This window comes from Sphingobium sp. 15-1, assembly GCF_013375535.1.
Classification (GTDB): Bacteria; Pseudomonadota; Alphaproteobacteria; order Sphingomonadales; family Sphingomonadaceae; genus Sphingobium; species Sphingobium aromaticivastans.
Genome location: NZ_JABXJG010000001.1, coordinates 3,190,636 through 3,209,563, shown reverse-complemented (window position 1 = coordinate 3,209,563; position 18,928 = coordinate 3,190,636). Strand labels below are relative to the sequence as shown.

The 18,928-nt window shown below is 63.7% G+C and carries 16 protein-coding genes; 9 read left to right on the top strand and 7 right to left on the bottom strand.

Features of this window, described 5'->3' with window-relative positions; genetic code table 11:
• Positions 1 to 168 precede the first annotated feature (168 nt).
• Entirely contained in the window at positions 169 to 648 is a 480-nt protein-coding gene (locus HUK72_RS15350; RefSeq protein WP_176597492.1) for a helix-turn-helix domain-containing protein, read from the bottom strand.
• 111 nt (positions 649 to 759) lie between these two features.
• Here HUK72_RS15350 and HUK72_RS15345 point away from each other — a divergent pair, with 111 nt between their 5' ends.
• From HUK72_RS15345 to rplL, 3 genes are all read left to right on the top strand, one after another.
• The gene (locus HUK72_RS15345) at positions 760 to 2,865 is read left to right on the top strand and encodes a bifunctional (p)ppGpp synthetase/guanosine-3',5'-bis(diphosphate) 3'-pyrophosphohydrolase (RefSeq protein WP_176597491.1); all 2,106 of its coding nucleotides are present in this window, start codon (positions 760 to 762) and stop codon (positions 2,863 to 2,865) included.
• A gap of 708 nt (positions 2,866 to 3,573) precedes the next feature.
• Positions 3,574 to 4,089: a 50S ribosomal protein L10 gene (rplJ, locus tag HUK72_RS15340; RefSeq protein ID WP_176597490.1), complete on the top strand. Its 516-nt coding sequence runs from the start codon at positions 3,574 to 3,576 to the stop codon at positions 4,087 to 4,089.
• An 81-nt stretch (positions 4,090 to 4,170) separates the two neighbouring features.
• Positions 4,171 to 4,548 (top strand): 50S ribosomal protein L7/L12, encoded by a 378-nt coding sequence (gene rplL / locus HUK72_RS15335; protein WP_176591836.1) that lies wholly within the window; start codon positions 4,171 to 4,173, stop codon positions 4,546 to 4,548.
• Positions 4,549 to 4,837: 289 nt separating this feature from the next.
• Here the strand turns inward: rplL and HUK72_RS15330 are convergent, their stop codons facing one another.
• The gene (locus HUK72_RS15330) at positions 4,838 to 5,737 is read right to left on the bottom strand and encodes a phasin family protein (protein ID WP_176597489.1); all 900 of its coding nucleotides are present in this window, start codon (positions 5,735 to 5,737) and stop codon (positions 4,838 to 4,840) included.
• A gap of 143 nt (positions 5,738 to 5,880) precedes the next feature.
• Complete coding sequence (locus HUK72_RS15325; protein ID WP_176597881.1) at positions 5,881 to 7,620, bottom strand: alpha/beta hydrolase; 1,740 nt, start codon at positions 7,618 to 7,620, stop codon at positions 5,881 to 5,883.
• 142 nt (positions 7,621 to 7,762) lie between these two features.
• Between HUK72_RS15325 and HUK72_RS15320 the strand changes: the two genes are divergently transcribed.
• From HUK72_RS15320 to HUK72_RS15310, 3 genes are all read left to right on the top strand, one after another.
• Positions 7,763 to 8,971, top strand: coding sequence for an LL-diaminopimelate aminotransferase (locus tag HUK72_RS15320; RefSeq protein ID WP_176597488.1), 1,209 nt, complete (start codon positions 7,763 to 7,765; stop codon positions 8,969 to 8,971).
• 207 nt (positions 8,972 to 9,178) lie between these two features.
• The gene (locus tag HUK72_RS15315; RefSeq protein ID WP_176597487.1) at positions 9,179 to 9,655 is read left to right on the top strand and encodes a DUF2721 domain-containing protein; all 477 of its coding nucleotides are present in this window, start codon (positions 9,179 to 9,181) and stop codon (positions 9,653 to 9,655) included.
• Positions 9,652 to 10,188: a (2Fe-2S)-binding protein gene (locus tag HUK72_RS15310; protein ID WP_176597486.1), complete on the top strand. Its 537-nt coding sequence runs from the start codon at positions 9,652 to 9,654 to the stop codon at positions 10,186 to 10,188. Before HUK72_RS15315 ends, HUK72_RS15310 begins: the two co-directional genes overlap by 4 nt.
• A 143-nt stretch (positions 10,189 to 10,331) precedes the next feature.
• On the opposite strand, the gene HUK72_RS15305 is transcribed toward HUK72_RS15310, so the two are convergent.
• From HUK72_RS15305 to HUK72_RS15295, 3 genes are all read right to left on the bottom strand, one after another.
• On the bottom strand, positions 10,332 to 11,141 hold the full coding sequence (locus HUK72_RS15305) for a class III extradiol ring-cleavage dioxygenase (protein ID WP_176597485.1): 810 nt from the start codon (positions 11,139 to 11,141) through the stop codon (positions 10,332 to 10,334).
• A 284-nt stretch (positions 11,142 to 11,425) separates the two neighbouring features.
• Complete coding sequence (locus HUK72_RS15300; RefSeq protein ID WP_176597484.1) at positions 11,426 to 13,984, bottom strand: HWE histidine kinase domain-containing protein; 2,559 nt, start codon at positions 13,982 to 13,984, stop codon at positions 11,426 to 11,428.
• The gene (locus HUK72_RS15295; RefSeq protein ID WP_336950889.1) at positions 13,977 to 14,516 is read right to left on the bottom strand and encodes a biliverdin-producing heme oxygenase; all 540 of its coding nucleotides are present in this window, start codon (positions 14,514 to 14,516) and stop codon (positions 13,977 to 13,979) included. Before HUK72_RS15295 ends, HUK72_RS15300 begins: the two co-directional genes overlap by 8 nt.
• A gap of 203 nt (positions 14,517 to 14,719) precedes the next feature.
• On the opposite strand from HUK72_RS15295, the gene HUK72_RS15290 reads away from it, so the two are divergent.
• From HUK72_RS15290 to HUK72_RS15280, 3 genes are all read left to right on the top strand, one after another.
• Positions 14,720 to 15,640, top strand: coding sequence for an RcnB family protein (locus HUK72_RS15290; RefSeq protein ID WP_255325741.1), 921 nt, complete (start codon positions 14,720 to 14,722; stop codon positions 15,638 to 15,640).
• A gap of 114 nt (positions 15,641 to 15,754) precedes the next feature.
• A complete protein-coding gene (locus HUK72_RS15285) occupies positions 15,755 to 16,432 on the top strand; it encodes a 2OG-Fe(II) oxygenase (protein ID WP_176597483.1) in 678 nt (225 codons plus the stop codon).
• A 175-nt stretch (positions 16,433 to 16,607) separates the two neighbouring features.
• Positions 16,608 to 17,078: an RcnB family protein gene (locus HUK72_RS15280; protein WP_176597482.1), complete on the top strand. Its 471-nt coding sequence runs from the start codon at positions 16,608 to 16,610 to the stop codon at positions 17,076 to 17,078.
• Positions 17,079 to 17,286: 208 nt separating this feature from the next.
• On the opposite strand, the gene HUK72_RS15275 is transcribed toward HUK72_RS15280, so the two are convergent.
• Positions 17,287 to 18,867 carry a lysine--tRNA ligase gene (locus HUK72_RS15275; RefSeq protein WP_176597481.1) on the bottom strand — a complete coding sequence of 527 codons (1,581 nt, stop codon included), beginning with the start codon at positions 18,865 to 18,867 and terminating at the stop codon, positions 17,287 to 17,289.
• Positions 18,868 to 18,928 lie beyond the last annotated feature (61 nt).

Genomic DNA, 18,928 nt, shown 5'->3' with positions numbered 1-18,928 from the left:
GGTCAGACTAGAACATCAGGCAAAAAAGTGGGAACCGGTTTTTTCGAATGGTAGATAGATCGATGAAAAACCGAAACGCCAGGGGCACTCGTCATGCTGAACTTGTTTCAGCATCCATTGTGCCTTGATGCTCCTTCCGACCGGGAGGAGAAATGGATGCTGAAATCCTCAGGCGGCGGCTGCTTTCTGACTCACCGGCGTTTCCTCATCGATGCACAACCATATGAGATCGCTCAGTTCCAACGTCCGGCCATCATGGGCCTGCACGGTCATCTTGCGGATCGGCAAGCGGTCGCGGCTGTCGGCCAGCATCTGACAGGAGATGGGCCCGCAGCCCCATTTCTCGCCCCATTGACGCAGCGCTATCATGGCCGGGGCCAGATCCTGTCCCTTTTCGGTCAGGCGATATTCCACTTTCCGCCGGTCGCATTGCATCGGCTGGCGCACCATGATGCCGTTTTCCACCAGCCGCGCGAGCCGATTCGCCAGGATGTTGCGGGCGATACCGAGGGTCGACTGAAACTCCTCGAAATGCCGGATTCCCGAAAGAGCGCCCCGCAAAATGAGGAACGACCAGCGTTCACCCATCGCCTCCAATGCGCTGGGCAGCGCGCATTGTTCCAGATCCTGCGCCAGAATATGTGTCATCGTCTTCACTTGATAGCTCAAAGCCACCCGCGTTGCAAAAGTGCATCGCACTTGCCCTAAATGGGATTTTTTTGTTGCACTGCAAGGGGCATCGCGGACAATCGGGACACGATGTTACGCCAGTATGAACTTGTTGAACGGGTGAAGCGCTACGATCCGGAAGCGGACGAAGCGATGATCAACCGCGCCTATGTGTTTTCGGTCCAGAAACATGGCAGCCAAAAGCGCGCCAGCGGCGACCCTTATTTCAGCCATCCGATTGAAGTCGCTGGCATTTTGACCGACTTCAACCTGGACGACCAGACCATCGTGACCGCGCTGCTGCACGACACGATCGAGGATACGCTCGTCACCTATGAGGAGATCGAGCACGCCTTCGGCAAGGACGTCGCGAAGATGGTCGACGGCGTGACCAAGCTCAGCAAGATCGAAGCCATGTCCGAAAATGAGCGGGCGGCGGAGAATCTGCGCAAATTCCTGCTCGCCATGTCGGACGACATCCGGGTGCTGCTGGTGAAGTTGGCCGACCGGCTGCACAATATGCGCACGCTGCACTTCATCAAGAATGAGCAGAAGCGCCGCCGCATCGCCCGCGAGACGATGGACATCTACGCCCCGCTGGCGGAGCGGATCGGCATGTACGACTTCATGCGGGAGATGCAGTTGCTGGCCTTCCGCGAGTTGGAGCCGGAAGCCTATGACAGCATCACCAAACGGCTGGAGCAACTGAAGGAAGGCGGCCATGACAAGGTCGACCGGATCGGCGCGGAACTGCAATTGCTGCTGGGCGGCAAGGGGTTGCCGGTCACGGTATCGGGCCGCGAGAAGCATCCCTATTCCATCTGGAAAAAGATGCAGGAACGCCATATCAGCTTCGAGCAACTGACTGACGTCATGGCCTTCCGCGTGATCACCGAGACGACGGAGGACTGCTACCGCGCATTGGGCGTCATCCACCAGACCTACAAGATGGTGCCGGGCCGGTTCAAGGATTACATCTCCACGCCCAAGCGCAACGGCTATCGCTCGCTGCACACGACGGTCATCCATCAGGACAATGCCCGGATCGAGGTGCAGATCCGCAGCCGCGACATGCATCATGACGCCGAACTCGGCCTCGCCGCGCACTGGGCCTACAAGCAGAAGGGCGATGCGGGCGACCACCATGCCGCTTGGCTGCGCGACCTGGTCGAAATCCTGGAACAGAGCCAGGATGCGGACGAGCTGCTCGAACATACCCGCATGGCGATGTATCAGGACCGCATCTTCGCCTTCTCCCCCAAGGGCGAGCTGCACCAGTTGCCCAAGGGATCGACGCCGGTCGACTTCGCCTATGCGGTGCACACCTCGCTCGGCAACCAGACGGTAGGGGCCAAGGTCAACGGCCGCGTCGTGCCGCTGCGCACCACGCTGGAAAATGGCGATCAGGTCGAGATTCTGAAATCGGAAGGGCAGGAGCCGCAGCCCGGCTGGTTGACCTTCGCCATCACCGGCAAGGCCCGCGCCGCCATCCGCCGCTATATCCGCCAGAAACAGCGCGGCGAGGAAGTGGCGCTGGGCGAGAAGCTCTATGAGGAGATTATCGGCCGCTTCTCCCCCGAACTGGCGAGCGAGCTGGGCGAAAAGGCGCTGAAGGCCGCCTTGAAACGCCTCAAACTCGACGATCGCGGGTCGCTGATGGTCGCCATCGCTACCCATCGCCTGCTCGATTCGGAAGTGATGGAGGCTCTGGTCCCCGGCTCCACCAGCGCGGAAGGGGTGGCAGAAGCCCATCCGCGCCAGCACGCCCCCGTATCCATCCGCGGCCTGACGCCGGGCATCGCCTATAATCTGGGCGACTGCTGCCACCCCGTCCCCGGCGACCGCATCGTCGGCGTCCGCCGCACCGGCGAGCCGATCGAGGTCCACACCATCGATTGCCGCTCGCTAGAGGCGGGGCAGGACGATGATTGGGTCGATTTGAGCTGGGACAGCAAGTCGAAGGGCGGCACCGCGCGGCTTCAGGTGATCGTGAAGAACCAGCCGGGCGCGCTGGCGGCCGTCACCAATGTGTTCGGCGCGACCAAGGCGAACATCCTCAACCTGCAACTGGTGAACCGCGAGGGGCCTTTCCACACCGACATCATCGATCTGGAAGTAGCCGACGCGCAGCATCTGAACCGCATATTGTCGGCGTTGCGCGGGCTGGACACGGTGGTGCAGGCGGATCGGGTTTAGGACAGCGAAGGGTAGCTAGCAGTCAGTCTGAGTGCTGCCTCTCGTCAGCGCGCACCGTGCTCCTGCGAAGGCAGGAGCCCAGTTCAGACGGTGCGATGATCCACCAAGGGCGGGACTGGACTCCTGCCTTCGCAGGAGCACGGTGTGCGCTTATGGCTCGGAACGGCCAAAAACAAACCTCACTCCGCCAACTGTAACCTCCATGCCACGGCCGCCGAAAAAACGTCCTATTGTCCGTCGCAGCCCGCTTTTCTTCTGTCCTACATGCCTCAGGCCTGCCTATCCCGGCCGCCGTCTTTGAAATGTCGAACCGCTTCCCACGATGCCTACGCGCGCCTGCGCACGCGCGCGCAAACACTGTGAACTTCGACGGAAAATCGCGCTTTTCCGCCCTCCACCCCGACCGTGCGTCAGAATCCACGTGACACGCCTCCTCCAAATCTGTAGGGGCGCCAGCAGCAGGCCCCCGACAGCAATGTCGGTGGTCTTCCGTCCGAGACAGTCGGTGAAGGGAATATGCCCTTCTTAATTTCCGGCCTAGACGGGGAAAAGTTCTTTACCGGCGGGGTTTTGCCCTGTCCGGGTCTGCCTGTTTCCTTTTGAGGCTACGGGCCAGTCGATCTCTCCCCTTCGGACCAATGCCCCGCGATTCGTCGCGGGTTTTGCCGTTCATCGGGTCGTCCGATGGACATGAAGTGGAGTAAAGGCATGGATCGTAATCAGAAAGCTGAGGTCGTTTCCGCGCTGAACGCACATCTGGCAGAGGTCGGCGTGGTCGTCGTGACCCGCAACCTCGGCATGACGGTCGCCCAGTCGACCCAATTGCGCCAGAAGATGCGCGAAGCCGGCGGCACCTACAAGGTTACGAAGAACCGCCTCGCCAAGATCGCCCTTGAAGGCACCGACTATAGCGGCATCAGCGACCTGCTGACCGGCCCCGTCGGCCTCGCCTCCTCGGCCGATCCGGTCGCAGCCGCCAAGGTTGCGGTCGAATTCGCCAAGACCAACGACAAGCTTGAGATCGTTGGCGGCGCGATGGGCGATGTGATGCTGAACGCGGAGGGCGTGAAAGCGCTCGCCTCGATGCCGTCGCTGGATGAACTGCGCGCGAAGATCGTTGGGCTGCTCGTTGCACCCGCGACCAAGCTCGCAACCGTCACCCAGGCACCGGCAGCCCAGCTCGCACGGGTCTTCAACGCCTATGCGGAAAAGAACGCGGCCTAATCGCCACGGCTTTTCCGAACGGAACGTTTTCAACTCTCAATTTAAGGGGCACATGCCCCGCCCAGAAGGGAATGAATTAACATGGCAGACATCAACGCACTGGTCGATCAGCTCTCGGCCCTCACCGTCCTCGAAGCCGCTGAGCTGTCGAAGGCCCTGGAAGAAAAGTGGGGCGTTTCGGCCGCCGCTGCCGTCGCCGTCGCTGGCCCCGCCGCTGGCGCCCCGGCTGCCGCCGCTGCTGAAGAGCAGACCGAATTCGACGTGATCCTGACCGGCGACGGTGGCAAGAAGATCAACGTCATCAAGGAAGTCCGCGCCATCACCGGCCTGGGCCTGACCGAAGCCAAGGCGCTCGTCGAAGGCGCGCCGAAGGCCGTCAAGGAAGGCGCCAGCAAGGACGAAGCCGAAAAGATCAAGAAGCAGCTTGAAGAAGCCGGCGCGACCGTCGAACTCAAGTAAGTTCGCGTTGCTTGGGCCCTGCGCAAGCAGGGCTCGGCTATCCGGCTTCAAGCTGGAAGAAATTGGGGCGGGGCCTTCGGGCGCCGCCCCTTTTCTTTGGGCGGTTGCTTGGGGTGGAGGGCGGACGGTTCGCCTTCCTTGAAGTACACCGTGCTCCTGCGCAGGTAGGAGCACGATGCGCTTAACGGCTGAGAATGACCGCAACTGGCCATTTGCCACCCTCCAGAAAAAGAAAACGGCCCCCGATGACGGAGGCCGTTCCCTTTTTCTCAAAAGCCCGAAGGCTGGATCAGGCGGCGAGCGCCTTCACCTTGTCCGTCACCACGGTCACGCGGGCGGTCAGCGGCGAGGCCACGTCGCCGGCCAGCTTGATCAGTGCTTCGCTGCTCTTGGCCGCTTCCTTGGTGAATTCGTCGAAGCTGCTCGAGAAGAGCTGGCTCTGGAGCTGGAAGAATTCGGTCGGGGTCTTCACGGTCGAGAAGCTCTTGAAAGAGGCGGTCGCCTTTTCGAAGCTCTTCTTGCTGTAATCCACGGCTTCCTGGCCCAGGGTTTCGAAGCCCTTGGCCGCGATCTTGCCGGACTCGACCAGCGCTTCGACATTGCCCTTGGCGATGTCGCTGAACTCTTCGATCGCCTTGGTCGACTTCTCGACGCTCACCTTCGCCTTCTCGTTCAGGTCGGCATAGACCGTTTCGAGCTTGGCCTTGGTCTCTTCAGCGAATTTCTTTCCGGTTTCGATCACGTCGTTCATCATCTTCGTTCCTTCTGTGGCGGGCAGCAATGTGGGCTCTAGCGGCCCGGCCTTGGACGACAGGCTCTTCGATTCTTTCGGTTCCGGCGGCGTCACCTTGACCGCAGGCGCAATCTCGGGCACTTCCACCTTCGGCGGTGCAGCGACCGGGGCCGGTTCGGCCACCGTGACCTTGACCGGCTCGGGCTTGACCAATTCCGGTTCGGGCGCCGCATCGACCGCCGTGGTCGCCGCGATCACGGCGACCGGATCGGCCTTGGCCACAGGCGCCGCCTTGGCAGGAGGCGTGACCGGCTTTGCCGGGGCGGGCTTTTTCACGGCCGGTTTCGCCGGTGTTATCGCAGCCTCGGCGGCCTTCAGCGCCTCACTGGCGGACAAGGTCGAAGAGACCTTCTTCGCGACCGGCTTCTTACGCACTGGCTTTGGGGTAACGGCCATGGCCCATCCTCCATTTGTTGCAGTGCACAATAGTTGTTTTCCAGACATGTTGCAAGCGCTTTTGTGCACTGCAACAAAATTGCCATATACAGCTTGCCGTAAGGGAAAGGCGGACTACCGCAAATTCCCCGCAAGCCGATGATTCAGCGCGTTTTCACGTACCGGCCAGGGGCATCCTCAATCGTCTTGAGTCGCCCCTTGCCGGGCTGGCGCGCGCCTTTCACCGGCACGGTCACCGGATTTTGCAGGCGAATCCAGTCGATCCAGTCGGGCCACCAGCTTCCCTTCGTCTCCTTCGCCTTGTCCAGAAAGGCGGCCAGAGTGGGCTGCGATTCGTCGCAGGCCCAATATTGATATTTGCCGGCGGCGGGCGGATTGACCACGCCCGCAATATGGCCCGATCCCGCAAGCAGGAAGCGAATCGGCCCCGATAAATGCTCGGTCAGCTTCCACACGCTTTCCAGCGGGGCGATATGGTCCTCCCGCCCCGCCTGCACATAAGCGGGGGTCTCTATCCGGCGCAGGTCGATGGGCGTGCCCGCGACGCTGATCGCGCCCGGCTGCACCAGCAGATTGTCGCGATAGAGCTGGGTCAGATAATCCTTGTGCCAGCGCGCCGGCAAATTGGTCGTGTCGCCGTTCCAGTACAGCAGGTCGAAAGGCGGATAATCCTGCCCCAGCAGGTAATTGTTGACCACATAGTTCCAGATGAGGTCGCGCCCCCGCAGCAGGTTGAAGGTCGCAGCCATATAGCGCCCATCGAGGAAGCCGCCGGAGGAGAGCTGCTCCACCATCTTCATCTGCTCATCGTCGACAAAAAGGGTCAGGTCGCCCGCCGCGCTGAAATCCACCTGCGCGGTGAAGAAGGTGGCGGAGGCGACCTTGTCCGCCTCCCCCCGCGCCGCCAGCAGCGCCAGCGTGGCGGCCAGCGTGGTGCCCGCGACGCAATAGCCGATGGCGTGGACGCTGGGCACGCCCAGCAGATCGCGCACCGTGTCGATCGCATCGATCTGGCCGTCCAGTATATAATCGTCCCAGATCAGATCCTTCATGGAGGCGTCGGCCGACTTCCAGGACACCAGAAAGACGCTGAGCCCCTGATCCACCGCCCATTTGACGAAGCTCTTTTCCGGCGACAGGTCGAGAATGTAGAAGCGATTGATCCAGGGCGGGAAAATGATCAGCGGCGTTTCCATCACCGCCTCCGTCGTCGGCGCATAATGGATGAGCTGGTAGAGCGGCGTTTCCTTGATGACCTTGCCGGGGGTTGAGGCGATGTTGCGCCCCACTTCGAACGCCATGCCGTCCGTATGGGTGAGCTGGCCCTTTTCCAGATCGGCCAGCATATGCTGAAGGCCCTTCACCAGATTTTCCCCGCCGCTCTGGATCGTCTTCTGCACGACCATGGGGTTGGTCAGCGGGAAATTGCTAGGCGCGATCGCGTCGAGCAGTCCGCTGGTGGCGAAGCGCAGCTTGGCCTTCTGCTTGGGATCGACGCCGTCCACCGCGTCGGCCATACGCATCAGATAATCGGAAAGCAGCAGATAGCTCTGCCGGATCAGATCGTAAAAGGGATGCTCCGTCCAGGCCGGGTCGGCAAAGCGCCGGTCCCTGGCGGCGGCGGGGCTGCCGGGCGGCGGCGGTTCGGGCTGGTCGCGCAGCAGACCGCCTGAATCGAGGAAACGTTGCCACAGCGCCAGCCCTTCATCGGCAAAGCTGGTCTGGATGCGGGACACCGCTGCGGGATCGAACGGCAGGGTGCGCCCGGTCGCGCCCGCCGCCTGTTCCAGCAGCAATTGCTGCGCGCGGCCCAGCACCTGCGTCCATTGCTGCATTTCCTCCAGCGTGGGGAGATGGGCTTCCATGACGTCCTGTGCTTTCATGGCCACCTTCCTTCTCCTGGCATGGTCGGTTTCGCGGCTTTCACTGGCGTGTCGCAATTGGGCGGGTTATAGCCTGGATGTGACAAGCTGAATGCGTGTTGCGCACTATTCCTTACCGCGAGCTTTCAGGAAAGCCCCAAAAATGTCCGAAGAATTCTACCGCATGAAGCGTCTGCCGCCCTATGTCATCGCTGAAGTGAACGCGATGCGGGCCGCCGCGCGCGCCGCGGGAGAGGACATTATTGACCTCGGCATGGGCAATCCCGACCTGCCGCCGCCCGACCATGTCATCGCCAAGCTGTGCGAAGTCGCGCAAAAGCCAAGCGCGCACGGCTATTCCCAGTCGATGGGCATTCCCGGACTGCGCAAGGCGCAGGCCAATTATTATGGCCGCCGCTTCGGCGTCGATCTGGACCCGGAGACAGAAGTGGTCGTGACCATGGGGTCGAAGGAGGGTCTCGCCAGCCTCGCCACCGCGATCACCGCGCCGGGCGACGTCGTGCTGGCGCCCAATCCCAGCTATCCGATCCACATGTTCGGCTTCATCATCGCGGGGGCGACCATCCGCTCCGTGCCGACCACGCCGGACGAACATTATTGGCAATCGCTGGAGCGGGCGATGGCCTTCACCGTGCCGCGCCCCTCGATCCTCGTCGTGGGCTATCCCAGCAACCCGACCGCCGAGACGGTGGACCTCGCTTTCTATGAGCGGCTGGTCGCCTGGGCGAAGGAGAACCAGGTGTGGGTGCTGTCCGACCTTGCCTATTCCGAGCTTTATTATGACGGCAATCCGACGCCCTCCATCCTCCAGGTGCCCGGCGCCAAGGATGTGGCGGTGGAATTCACCTCGCTCAGCAAGACCTATTCGATGGCGGGCTGGCGCATCGGCTTTGCGGTCGGCAACAAGAAGCTGATCGCGGCCCTGAAGCGGGTGAAGTCCTATCTCGATTATGGCGCGTTCACGCCGATCCAGGCGGCGGCCTGCGCGGCGCTCAACGGCCCGCAGGACATCGTGCAGAAGAACCGCGAGCTTTACCACAAGCGCCGCGACGTGATGGTGGAGGCCTTTGGCCGCGCCGGGTGGGACATTCCCGCGCCCAAGGCGTCGATGTTCGCCTGGGCGCCGCTGCCGCCTGCGCTCAAGGAGATGGGGAGCCTGGAATTTTCCAAGCAGCTCCTGACCCATGCCAAGGTCGCGGTCGCGCCGGGCGTCGGCTATGGCGAGGATGGCGAGGGCTATGTCCGCATCGCCATGGTGGAGAATGAGCAGCGGCTCCGCCAGGCCGCCCGCAACGTCAAGCAATATCTCAAGTCCATGGGCGTCAATACGCCCGCCAAAGGCGCTGCCTGAGGAATATAGGATTGTGCTCCTGCGAAGGCACTGAAGCGAGACAAGCGGCTCGCATTCAGCCCAGTTCAGGGGGTTGAGTGATGCCCGGATGGCGAGACTGGGCTCCTGCCTGCGCAGGAGCACGGTTCCTCCAAGTCATGATGGCGTGAGTCCCATGCCATCATTTCAACCCTTGCCATTTCCTTCGCTCTGCGCTGCTTTGACACCATGATCGCACTTCCCCAGGTTTCCCAGGTCGCGCAGACCATCCAGCTCGCCCTGGCCCCCGTCTTCCTGCTCGCGGGCATCGGCGCGTTCCTGAACGTCTGCGTCGGGCGGCTGGCGCGCATCATCGACCGGGCGCGGAAGGTGGAGGAGAAGATCCTAGCTTCCCGCGGCAAGGAGCATGACCGGATGGTGAGCGAGATCCGCGTGCTCGACCGGCGGATGAGCGTCGTCAACGGCGCGATCTTCCTGACGGTGGCGTCGGCCTGCGCGATCTGTCTGGTCGTCATCCTGCTGTTCGCGGCGAACCTGCTGGGGTCGCATCTGGGCACCCCGATCGCGATCCTGTTCAGCCTGGCCATGGTGTTGCAGGCGGCGGCGTTCGGCACCTTCATCCAGGAAATCCGGCTCGCCTCGCGGACCATCCACATCCGCAACGAAGTGCTTTACCATCAGGTGGAGGAAGAGGGCGCGGCATGACGAAGTTCACGGTCAATGATTATCCGGTCCAGTACCGGATGGACCCGGCGACGCCGCTGCTCTGGGCCTTGCGGGACGCGTCCAACCTGACCGGGACCAAATATGGCTGCGGCACCGGGGATTGCGGCGCCTGCACCGTCGACATAGACGGGGAAGCCGTCCGCTCCTGCCAGGTGACGATCGCCGCCACCGAGGGGAAGTTCGTCACCACCATAGAGGGATTGTCGCCCGATCGCGGCCATCCGCTGCAACAGGTGTTCGCGGCGGACAATGTGTCGCAATGCGGTTATTGCATCCCCGGCGTCATCATGACCGCATCGGCGCTGCTGCGGCGGACCAGCGATCCGAGCGATGAGGAGATCGACGCCGCGCTCACCAATCTCTGCCGTTGCGGCATCTATCCCCGGTTGCGGGGCGCGATCCAGCGCGCGGGGCGGGTGATGCGGGGCGAGGAAGTGGTGGACGCCGTGCCGCCCTCGGGGATCACCCCGGACGAGGCGGCGAAGGCGGTTCCGGCACTGCGGCGGCCGTAAGCTCATCGCATTTTCAGCGTCATGCTGAACTTGTTTCAGCATCCATTTCTCCCCACAAGAAGCCGTCTGCAAAGGCGCGATGGATGCTGAAACAAGTTCAGCATGACGGATTAGACGGGGGGACGACCTCCCATGAGGCAGCCTTAACCGAAGCGATAGCCCGAAACGGCCCATCCCAACACGGTGCTGGCATGATCGCGCACCGCCGCATCCTCCCCGCCCGCGCCCAGGGCGACCATCAGCGGCAGGAGATGCTCCTCGCGAGGATGGGCGAAATGGGCGTGGGGCAGATCGGCCCAGGCGGCGATGCGCCGGGCACGGCTGTCCGGGTCGGCATCGGTCACTGCGGCGGTCAATGCATCGTCCCAAAGCTTTGAGGGCTCGGTCGCCTGCGCGCCGCGAACCCGAAGATTGTGGAAGCTCATGCCCGAACCGATGATGAGGACGCCCTCGTCGCGCAGCGGCGCGAGCGCCCGGCCGGCGTCGATATGCGCCTGCGGATCGAGGTCGTGGCGAAGCGAGAGCTGGACGAGCGGAATGTCGGCATCGGGCAAGGCGACCTTCATCGGGATGAAGACGCCATGGTCCCAGCCGCGCTCCTCCTCCATGCCGGTAGGGAAGCCGGCCCGTTCCAGCAGGCCGGCCACGCGGCGCGCGATGCCGGGGGCGCCGGGCGCGTCCCAGCGCAGCATGTACGTGTGCGGCGGGAAGCCGTAATAGTCGAACAGCAGGCCCGGCTTTTCGCCGCTGTGGACCGTGAAGCGGCTTTCCTCCCAATGGCCGGAAACCAACAGGATCGCGCTGGGGCGTTCGGGCAGCGTCGCGATGAGATTGGCCAGATAGTCCTGCATCGGCTGCCACATCGGGTCGCTATGCGGACGGTCCGGATCGCTGGGGTCCATGAAGAAGCATGGGCCGCCGCCATGGGGGATGAAGAGGGTCGGTTGTCTCATGCCGGATAGATCGGAAGCATGCGGGCGCGGCGCAAGCGGACGGGTGGAAACAGTCTGTTTCGGGTGAGGTGAGGCCCAGGCTCCTGGCCCTTCGACGATGCTCAGGACTTGCCCAAGGTGAATGGATTGGGTGGATTGCCGTCATTTCCCATTTCGTCACCCCGGGCTTGACCCGGGGTCCCGCTTTTCTTGTAAACCGGCGTCTATCCTAAGGTAGCGGGACCCCGGATCAAGTCCGGGGTGACGGAAAGCTAATGGCGGAAGTGGCCATTTTCAGCCATGGATTAAAGTTCCGATTCTTCCAGGACGGGGAGGATCGCCTGGGCGAGAGTGGCGCCGGAATAAGGCTTTTTCAGCAAGGTCACCTCACCGAAGCGCTCCGGCAAGTCCAGCCCGTCGCCATAGCCCGTGGCGAAGAGGAAGCTGACGCCCTTTTCCGCCAGCAGGTCCGCCACCGGCAGGCTGGTCTCATTGCCCAGATTGAAGTCCAGCACGGCCAGGTCGACGTCATGAAGGGCAAGCGCTTCCCGCGCGCGGCCAACGCTGGCGGCCGTGATCACCTGCGCGCCCAGATCGCGCAGCGCGTCCTCGCCATCCATGGCGATAATCATATTATCCTCGACCAGCAGGACATTGCGGCCTTTGAGCAATGTCGGGGTCGGCGGCGCGGCGGGCTTGGCCCGCTCCGTCCCCATCACGTCCGGCAGGACGGAGGCGACATGGGCGGAGGGAATGCAGAAATGCGCCTCCAGCCCGGAGAGGCGGTAATTGACCTCCGCCCGGCCGCCCAGATCATAGGGGATGGAACGCTCTATCACCGTCGAACCGAAACCCCGGCGGGTCGGCGCGACCACCGCCGGACCGCCGCTTTCGCGCCAATGCAGCAGCAGGCTGCCGTCGCCGTCGACCTCCCAGTCGATCGTCACGCTGCCATTGTCCGAAAGCGCGCCATATTTGGCCGCGTTGGTCAGCAATTCATGGATCACCAGCGCCAGCACCGTGAAGGCGGACGGAGTGAGCAGCACATTGGGGCCAGTCAGCGCCACCCGGTCGCGCCGCTCCCCCAGATAGGCGGCCGATTCGACCTCTATCAGATCGTAGAGGCGCGCGGGCGCCCAGCGGTCCGCGGTGATCTGGTCATGGGCGCGGGCCAGGGCGTGGACGCGGCTTTCCAGCGTGTCGATGAACTGGTCGACCGATTGGGCGCTGTCGCGGGTCTGGGAGAGCAGGCCCCGGATCAGCGACAGGATGTTGCGGACGCGATGGTTGAGTTCCGCGATCAGCAATTCCTGCTTCTCATGCGCCTTCTGCCGTTCCTCATGCGCGGAATCGGACAGGCGCAGCACGACTTCCAGCAAGGCCGTCCGCAACGCTTCGGCCACGCGCAGTTCGGCGGCGGCGAAGGGCAAGGCGGTGCCGCGCACCAGTTCCGACCACTCCTCGAAGCTCTTGCGCGGGGTCAGGCGCGGGCCGTTGGGGCCATATTCCACATGTTTTTCCGGGCTTCCCGCCCAGCGCACCGAGCGGAGCTGCTCGGCCCGGAACAGCACCACATAGTCGCGGGGGCGGCGCGAAAGCGGGATGGCGAGCAGGCCCGCCGCGCGATCGGCATAGGCCGCCGCCTCCGGCATCAGGGCCGACAGATTGTCCGTCGTGAACACCTGGCTGGCCGCGGCGCGGTTGAGCATGGCGACGATCGCGGCGAAGCTCGGCTTGTCCGGCGCCAGTCCGGAAAAGGTCATCTGGCCGTCGATATAGACGCCGACGCCATCGGCCGGGATGGTGTCGAAGATCACATCCCCCAGCCAACGGGCGTTGGACAGCAGGTCATGATCCTGCGCCACCGCCGACATCAGCCGGTCGGCCACCTGCCGCGCCTTGCCCTCATAGGCGGCGGTTTCGCTGCGCTCGCGATTTTCGAGCATCATGGAGAAGATCTGGCCGAACAGTTCGGCGGCGCTGCGTTGCGCGAAGCTAGGCAGGCGCGGCGCATAATGATGGCAGGCGAACAGGCCCCAAAGCCGCCCCTCGACGATGATCGAGATGGAGAGCGAGGCCCCCACCCCCATATTGCCGAGATATTCGATATGAATAGGCGACACGGCCCGCGTCAGGCAGAGCGACATGTCCAGCGCCGCGCCCGAGGGGTCGAGCTGCGGCACCACCGGCACCGGCTTCGCCCCCACATCCGCGATCACGCGGAAGATGTTGCGCAGATAGAGCGCGCGCGCCTGGGCCGGAATGTCGGAGGCGGGATAATGCAGGCCGAAAAAGCTGTCGATGCCGGGGCGGAGCGCTTCGGCCACGACTTCGCCGTCGCCGCCGTCCGCAAAGCGATAGACCATCACCCGGTCGAAGCCGGTCAGCGCCCGCACCTGCCGCGCGCCGTCCCGCAGGAAGGCGGCCATGCCCTCCGTCTGTCCCAGCCGCGCCACCATGGAGCGGACCATGCTGCTCGCCTCCATCTCGTCATGGGAGGCCGGCTCGGCCTCGATCACGACGAGCGATCCGGAGAAATGCACCGCGACGTCGAACGGCGCGATCCCATCGACCAGGGTGAGCGAGAAGATGCGCTCCACCGCGTCGGGGCCGCGCAGCAGGGTGATGCGATTGCGCAGGCTATGGACCGCCTCCGCATGGAATATCCCGCCGATCGGCTGGCCCAGCAGCCGTTCGGGCGGAAGGCCGATAAAGTCGGCGCTGTTGGCCGAAACCCGCGACACCAGCCAATCGGCGGTCAGCGCAATCAGGAAGCCGAAGGGCTGGACGGTGCCCAGCACATGGATCGGTTCCCGGTCGCAATTGCTGAGATCGACGGCGAAATCCCCATTTTCGTCAGCCATGGGCCGTCTCCGCTTCGGCGCGGACGGCGCGGGCGAACAGGTCGAAGGCGGCATGGGCGCCGCGAATCGCCCCGTCGATCCATTGCGCGCCGCCCCGGTCGGCGGCATCGTCCAGGGCCAGTTGAAAGGCGGCCCAACCGCCCTTTTCATGCGCCGCCGACAGATAGGCGCGGGGCAGGCCTGCCGCCACCCGGCGCGCCAGCATCGCGCCGCCCAGACGCGATCCTTCCAGCGTATAGCGCGCGCCCCAGCGATAGGCCTCGCCATCGGACGCCGGGCTCTCCAGCGGCGCGGGCAGGGATTCGCCCATGGCCGCCAGGTCCCGCGCCAGCATCGGCAGGCGCGGCGCCTGCGGTTGCGCCAGCGCCTCCAACGGGGCGAGCGCGCGGGCATGCGCCTTCAGAAAAGCGGCATAGTCATCGCGATCGTCGAGCGAAAAACGGGAGAACAGATCATCGACCTGCCGATGGCTGTCCATCGTCGCTTGGCGCAGCGCCTGTCGGGCGCGGCCGGCGTGGGGCGTTTTCTTCACGCATTCTCCGTATAACGTATGGCATAGCCATGCTCTGATCTGGATCAGCTTTTTCCGTTTCACAACCATTTAGGCCGCGTACATTGGTCATACGGTCTCGATTCTTTCAAATCGCTGACCAACAAGTTCAGCATCTCGACATCGCCCGAGTCTTAAAAACGGCATATGAGGGGCGACTGGCCCCGTGAAATGAGGCGAATGGCATGTTGAGGAAAATGATGCTGGCGGGGTTGATGACCGCGACGGTTCTGGGCGGGATCGCCCCGGCCTATGCCCAGCGGGGCGATGACAATGGCGGCTGGCGAGGCCGTGGCGGCGAACGGTCGGGACGGCCCGACGGCGGGCGCGGCGGCCAGGGCAATGGCCAGCAGCAGCGCTGGGAACAGCGGCAGGCGGAACGGCCGGCGCAGGTGGCCCAGCCGCAGGCGCAACCCCAACCCCAGTGGCGCGGCAATGATGCACGCCCGGATCAGCGCGGGCCGGCGACGGTGACCCGCTGGAACCGCGGCGAGCAGCGTTTCGAAACCACCCCGCGCGGGGATGACCGGAACGGCCGGAACGACCGGAACTGGAACGACCGGCGGGACGATAATCGCCCGGTCTGGCAGGGCGACCGGCGTGGCGACGACCGCCGCGACAATGATCGCTGGCGCGGCAATGACCGGCGGGATGGCGACCGGCGCGATTGGGATCGGCGCAACGATCGGGACGACCGGCGCTGGGACAATGACAACCGGCGCGGCGGCTGGAGCGGCAACAACTGGAACGGCGGACGGCGCTTCGACGACCGCACCCGCTGGGAAGGACAGCGGCGCTGGGACAGCGGCTGGCGCAACGACCGGCGCTATGACTGGTCAAGCTATCGCTCGCGCTATGGCGATCGCTACCGGATGGGGCGCTATTATGCGCCGCGCGGATGGAGCTATGGATATTCCCGCTATTCGATCGGGATCTTCCTGAACAGCCTGCTCTATTCGAACAGCTACTGGATCGACGATCCCTATTCCTACCGCTTGCCGCCCGCTTACGGCACGCTACGCTGGGTCCGCTATTATGACGATGCGCTGCTGGTCGACATCCGCGACGGCTATGTGGTCGACGTGATCTACGATTTCTTCTGGTGATGCCGGAGGACATGCGCTCCTGAACTGGCCTTCAGGAACCACTGGGCTCGGGGCTAATCGCTCCGGGCCCTTTTCATTTGCGTCAAAAGCCCGTGCGATGGCATTGGGACGGACATGAGCGAGATTGTTGACGATGGCGGGATCGCCTCGGTTGCCCGGGCGCAAATCGGTGAGGCGGTGCGGGCGCGGCTGGACCGCAATCCGATGGTCAGCCGGATCGATGCGCCGCAGCTCGAAATCTATGGCCGCCAGGAATTTCTCAGTCCGCAGGAATGTGCCGGGCTACGGAAACTGATCGATGCGGGCGCGCAGCCCTCGACCCTGTTTTCCGGGAGCGCCAACGCCGATTATCGCACCAGCGCGAGCTGCAATCTCAGCCCCTGGGAGCCGCTGGTGGGCACCGTCAGCGACCGGATCTGCGCGCTGATGGGGCTGGAGAGCGCGCATGGCGAGACGTTGCAGGGCCAGCGCTACCAGCCGGGGCAGGAATATAAACCGCATTGGGATTATTTCCCGGTGACCGCCAACTACTGGCCGGCGATGCTGAAGACCGGAGGGCAGCGGAGCTGGACGGCGATGATCTATCTCTCGCCGGTCGAGGCGGGCGGGGAGACGCATTTTCCCCTTTGCGAATTCATGGTGCCGCCGGTCGAGGGCATGCTGCTGATGTGGAACAATATGGACCGGGACGGTTCGCCCAACAATTTCAGCCTGCACGCCGCCCGCCCAGTGGAGAAGGGCAGCAAATATGTCGTCACCAAATGGTTCCGCGAACGGCCCTGGAAGCCCTGAGTCCAGCCGGCGCTGATACAAATTGCGACATAAATGACTGATTCCTGACCATTCCATTCCCAACCCGTTCAGCCGGCGAAGGGCATAACGTCTTCGTGGTCGGCGGAACCGGCGGGACGGGAAAAGCTTTCTCCTCCCCACCGGCTTTCAGCCACCAAGCATTGGGAGAAGACTTATGCGTAAGTTGATCATTTTGGGCCTGATGGCCGCCACCGTCATGCCGGGCGCCGCCATGGCCCAGTCCCGCGGCGAGGTGCGCGACAGCGCCCGCGATCTGCGGCAGGAACAGCGCGAGCTGCGCGACGCCCAGCGTTACGGCAGCCGCCACGACGTCCGCGAGGAACGCCGGGACGTACGGGATGCCCGGCAGGAACTGCGCGAGGATTGGCGCGATTACCGCAGGTCGCACCGCGACGTCTATCGCGGCGGCAACTGGCGGGCGCCCTTCCGCTATAATCGCTGGGAAGTCGGATCGCGCCTGCGCCCGAACTATTACAGCTCGCGCTATTATGTCTCCGACCCTTATCGCTATCGCCTGCCCCGTACCGGCGCGAACCTGCAATGGGTGAGGCATTATAACGACGTGCTGCTGGTCAATGTGCGGACCGGCCGGGTGGTGGAAGTGCATCGCGGCTTCTTCTGGTAAGCAGCGCGGCTTGAATAACGAAACGGCCCCTGGGAAGCTCGAGGGGCCGTTTCTTTTTGCGCTATGGCGCAGGCGGTCCACATGGAAGACCCCTTGGCCGCGCCGCTCGTTCCCGGGCAGGCGCGGCCGATGGCGCGGAAACCGCACCATCAGTCCGAAAGGGGGTGGACCACTAGCCGAAACGTTCATCCCGGCGAAAGGTTCCCCGTCAGGCGGCTAGCGCCTCCGCGATCAGGCGGCGACTGTTGGCGATGCCGTAGAGCGCGATGAAGCTGCCCATGCGCGGCCCCTGATCGGCGCCCAGCAGAGTCTGGTAGAGCGCCTTGAACCAGTCGCGCAGCTCGGCAAAGCCATAGGCTTCGTCCTTGCCGATGGCGTAGACGATGTTCTGAATATCCTCCGCCGTCGCGCCTTCGGGCAGCGCCGCGAGTTCCTCATCCAGCTTGCGCAGAGCGGCGGCTTCGCTTTGCGTGGGTGCGCGGCGCTTGAGCGTCGGAGCGACGAAATCGCGGTGATAGGCCAGCGCATGGCCGATCAGCGCATCCAGTTCCGGATAGGTCTGCGCGTTGGCGTCCGCGACATAATTTTGGAGATAGCCCCAGACCTGTTCGCGGCTGGCGTCGCCCATCACGCCCACGAGATTGAGCAGCAGGCCGAAAGTCACCGGCAGCTCGCCCTGCGGCAGTTGGCCGTCATGGATATGGTGGACCGGGTTGCCGAGCTGCTGCTCGACCGCCTGCTTGGAGTAATTGCCGCGGAACTGCCAATATTCGTCCACGGCGCGGGGGATGACGCCCATATGGAGCTGCTTCGCCTTTTTCGGCTCGCGATAGGCGTAGAAGGCCAGGCTTTCCTGCGGGCCGTAGGTCAGCCATTGCTCCAGGCTGAGGCCATTGCCCTTGGACTTGGAGATTTTCTCGCCCTTTTCGTCGAGGAACATCTCGTAATTGAAGCCCTCGGGTGGGCGGGCGCCCAGGGCGCGGCAGATTTTCGACGACTGGGTGACCGAATCGATCAGATCCTTGCCCGCCATCTCATAATCGACGCCCAGCGCGACCCAGCGCATCGCCCAGTCGACCTTCCATTGCAGCTTGGCGCCGCCCGACAGGATCGACTGTTCGATCACTTCGCCCTCATCCTCGAAACGGACGAGGCCGGCATCGGCGTCGATCACCTCGACCGGCACCTGGAGCACGATGCCGCTCTTCGCGCTGATCGGCAGCACCGGGGAATAGGTCGCCTGCCGTTCCTTGCGCAGCGTCGGCAGCATGATGTCCATGATGGCCTGATAGTGGCGCAGGACATTTTTCAACGCATCATCGAAGGCGCCCGACCTGTAGCGGTCGGTGGCCGAGACGAACTCGTAATCGAAGCCGAAGCGGTCGAGAAACTCCCGCAGCATGGCGTTGTTGTGATGGGCGAAGCTTTCGAACTTCCCGAACGGATCGGGCACCTCCGTCAGCGGCTTGCCCAGATGCTGCGCCAGCATCGCCTGGTTGGGCACATTGTCCGGCACCTTGCGCAGGCCGTCCATGTCATCGCTGAACGCAATCAGGCGGGTCGGAATGTCCGACAGCGCGTGATAGGCGTTGCGGACCATGGTGGTGCGCAGCACTTCGTTGAACGTGCCGATATGCGGCAGGCCGGAGGGGCCATAGCCCGTCTCGAACAGCACATAGCCCTTTTCGGGCGCGGCACTCTGATAGCGCTTCAGGAGCTTGCGGGCTTCCTCATAGGGCCAGGCCTTGGACGCCTGCGCGGCGGTGCGGATGAGTTCGGACACGGTCATGATGCGCTCCCCCTAAGCATTTTCACGGCCGTTGGAAACATCTGACGACTCGGAAAACTTC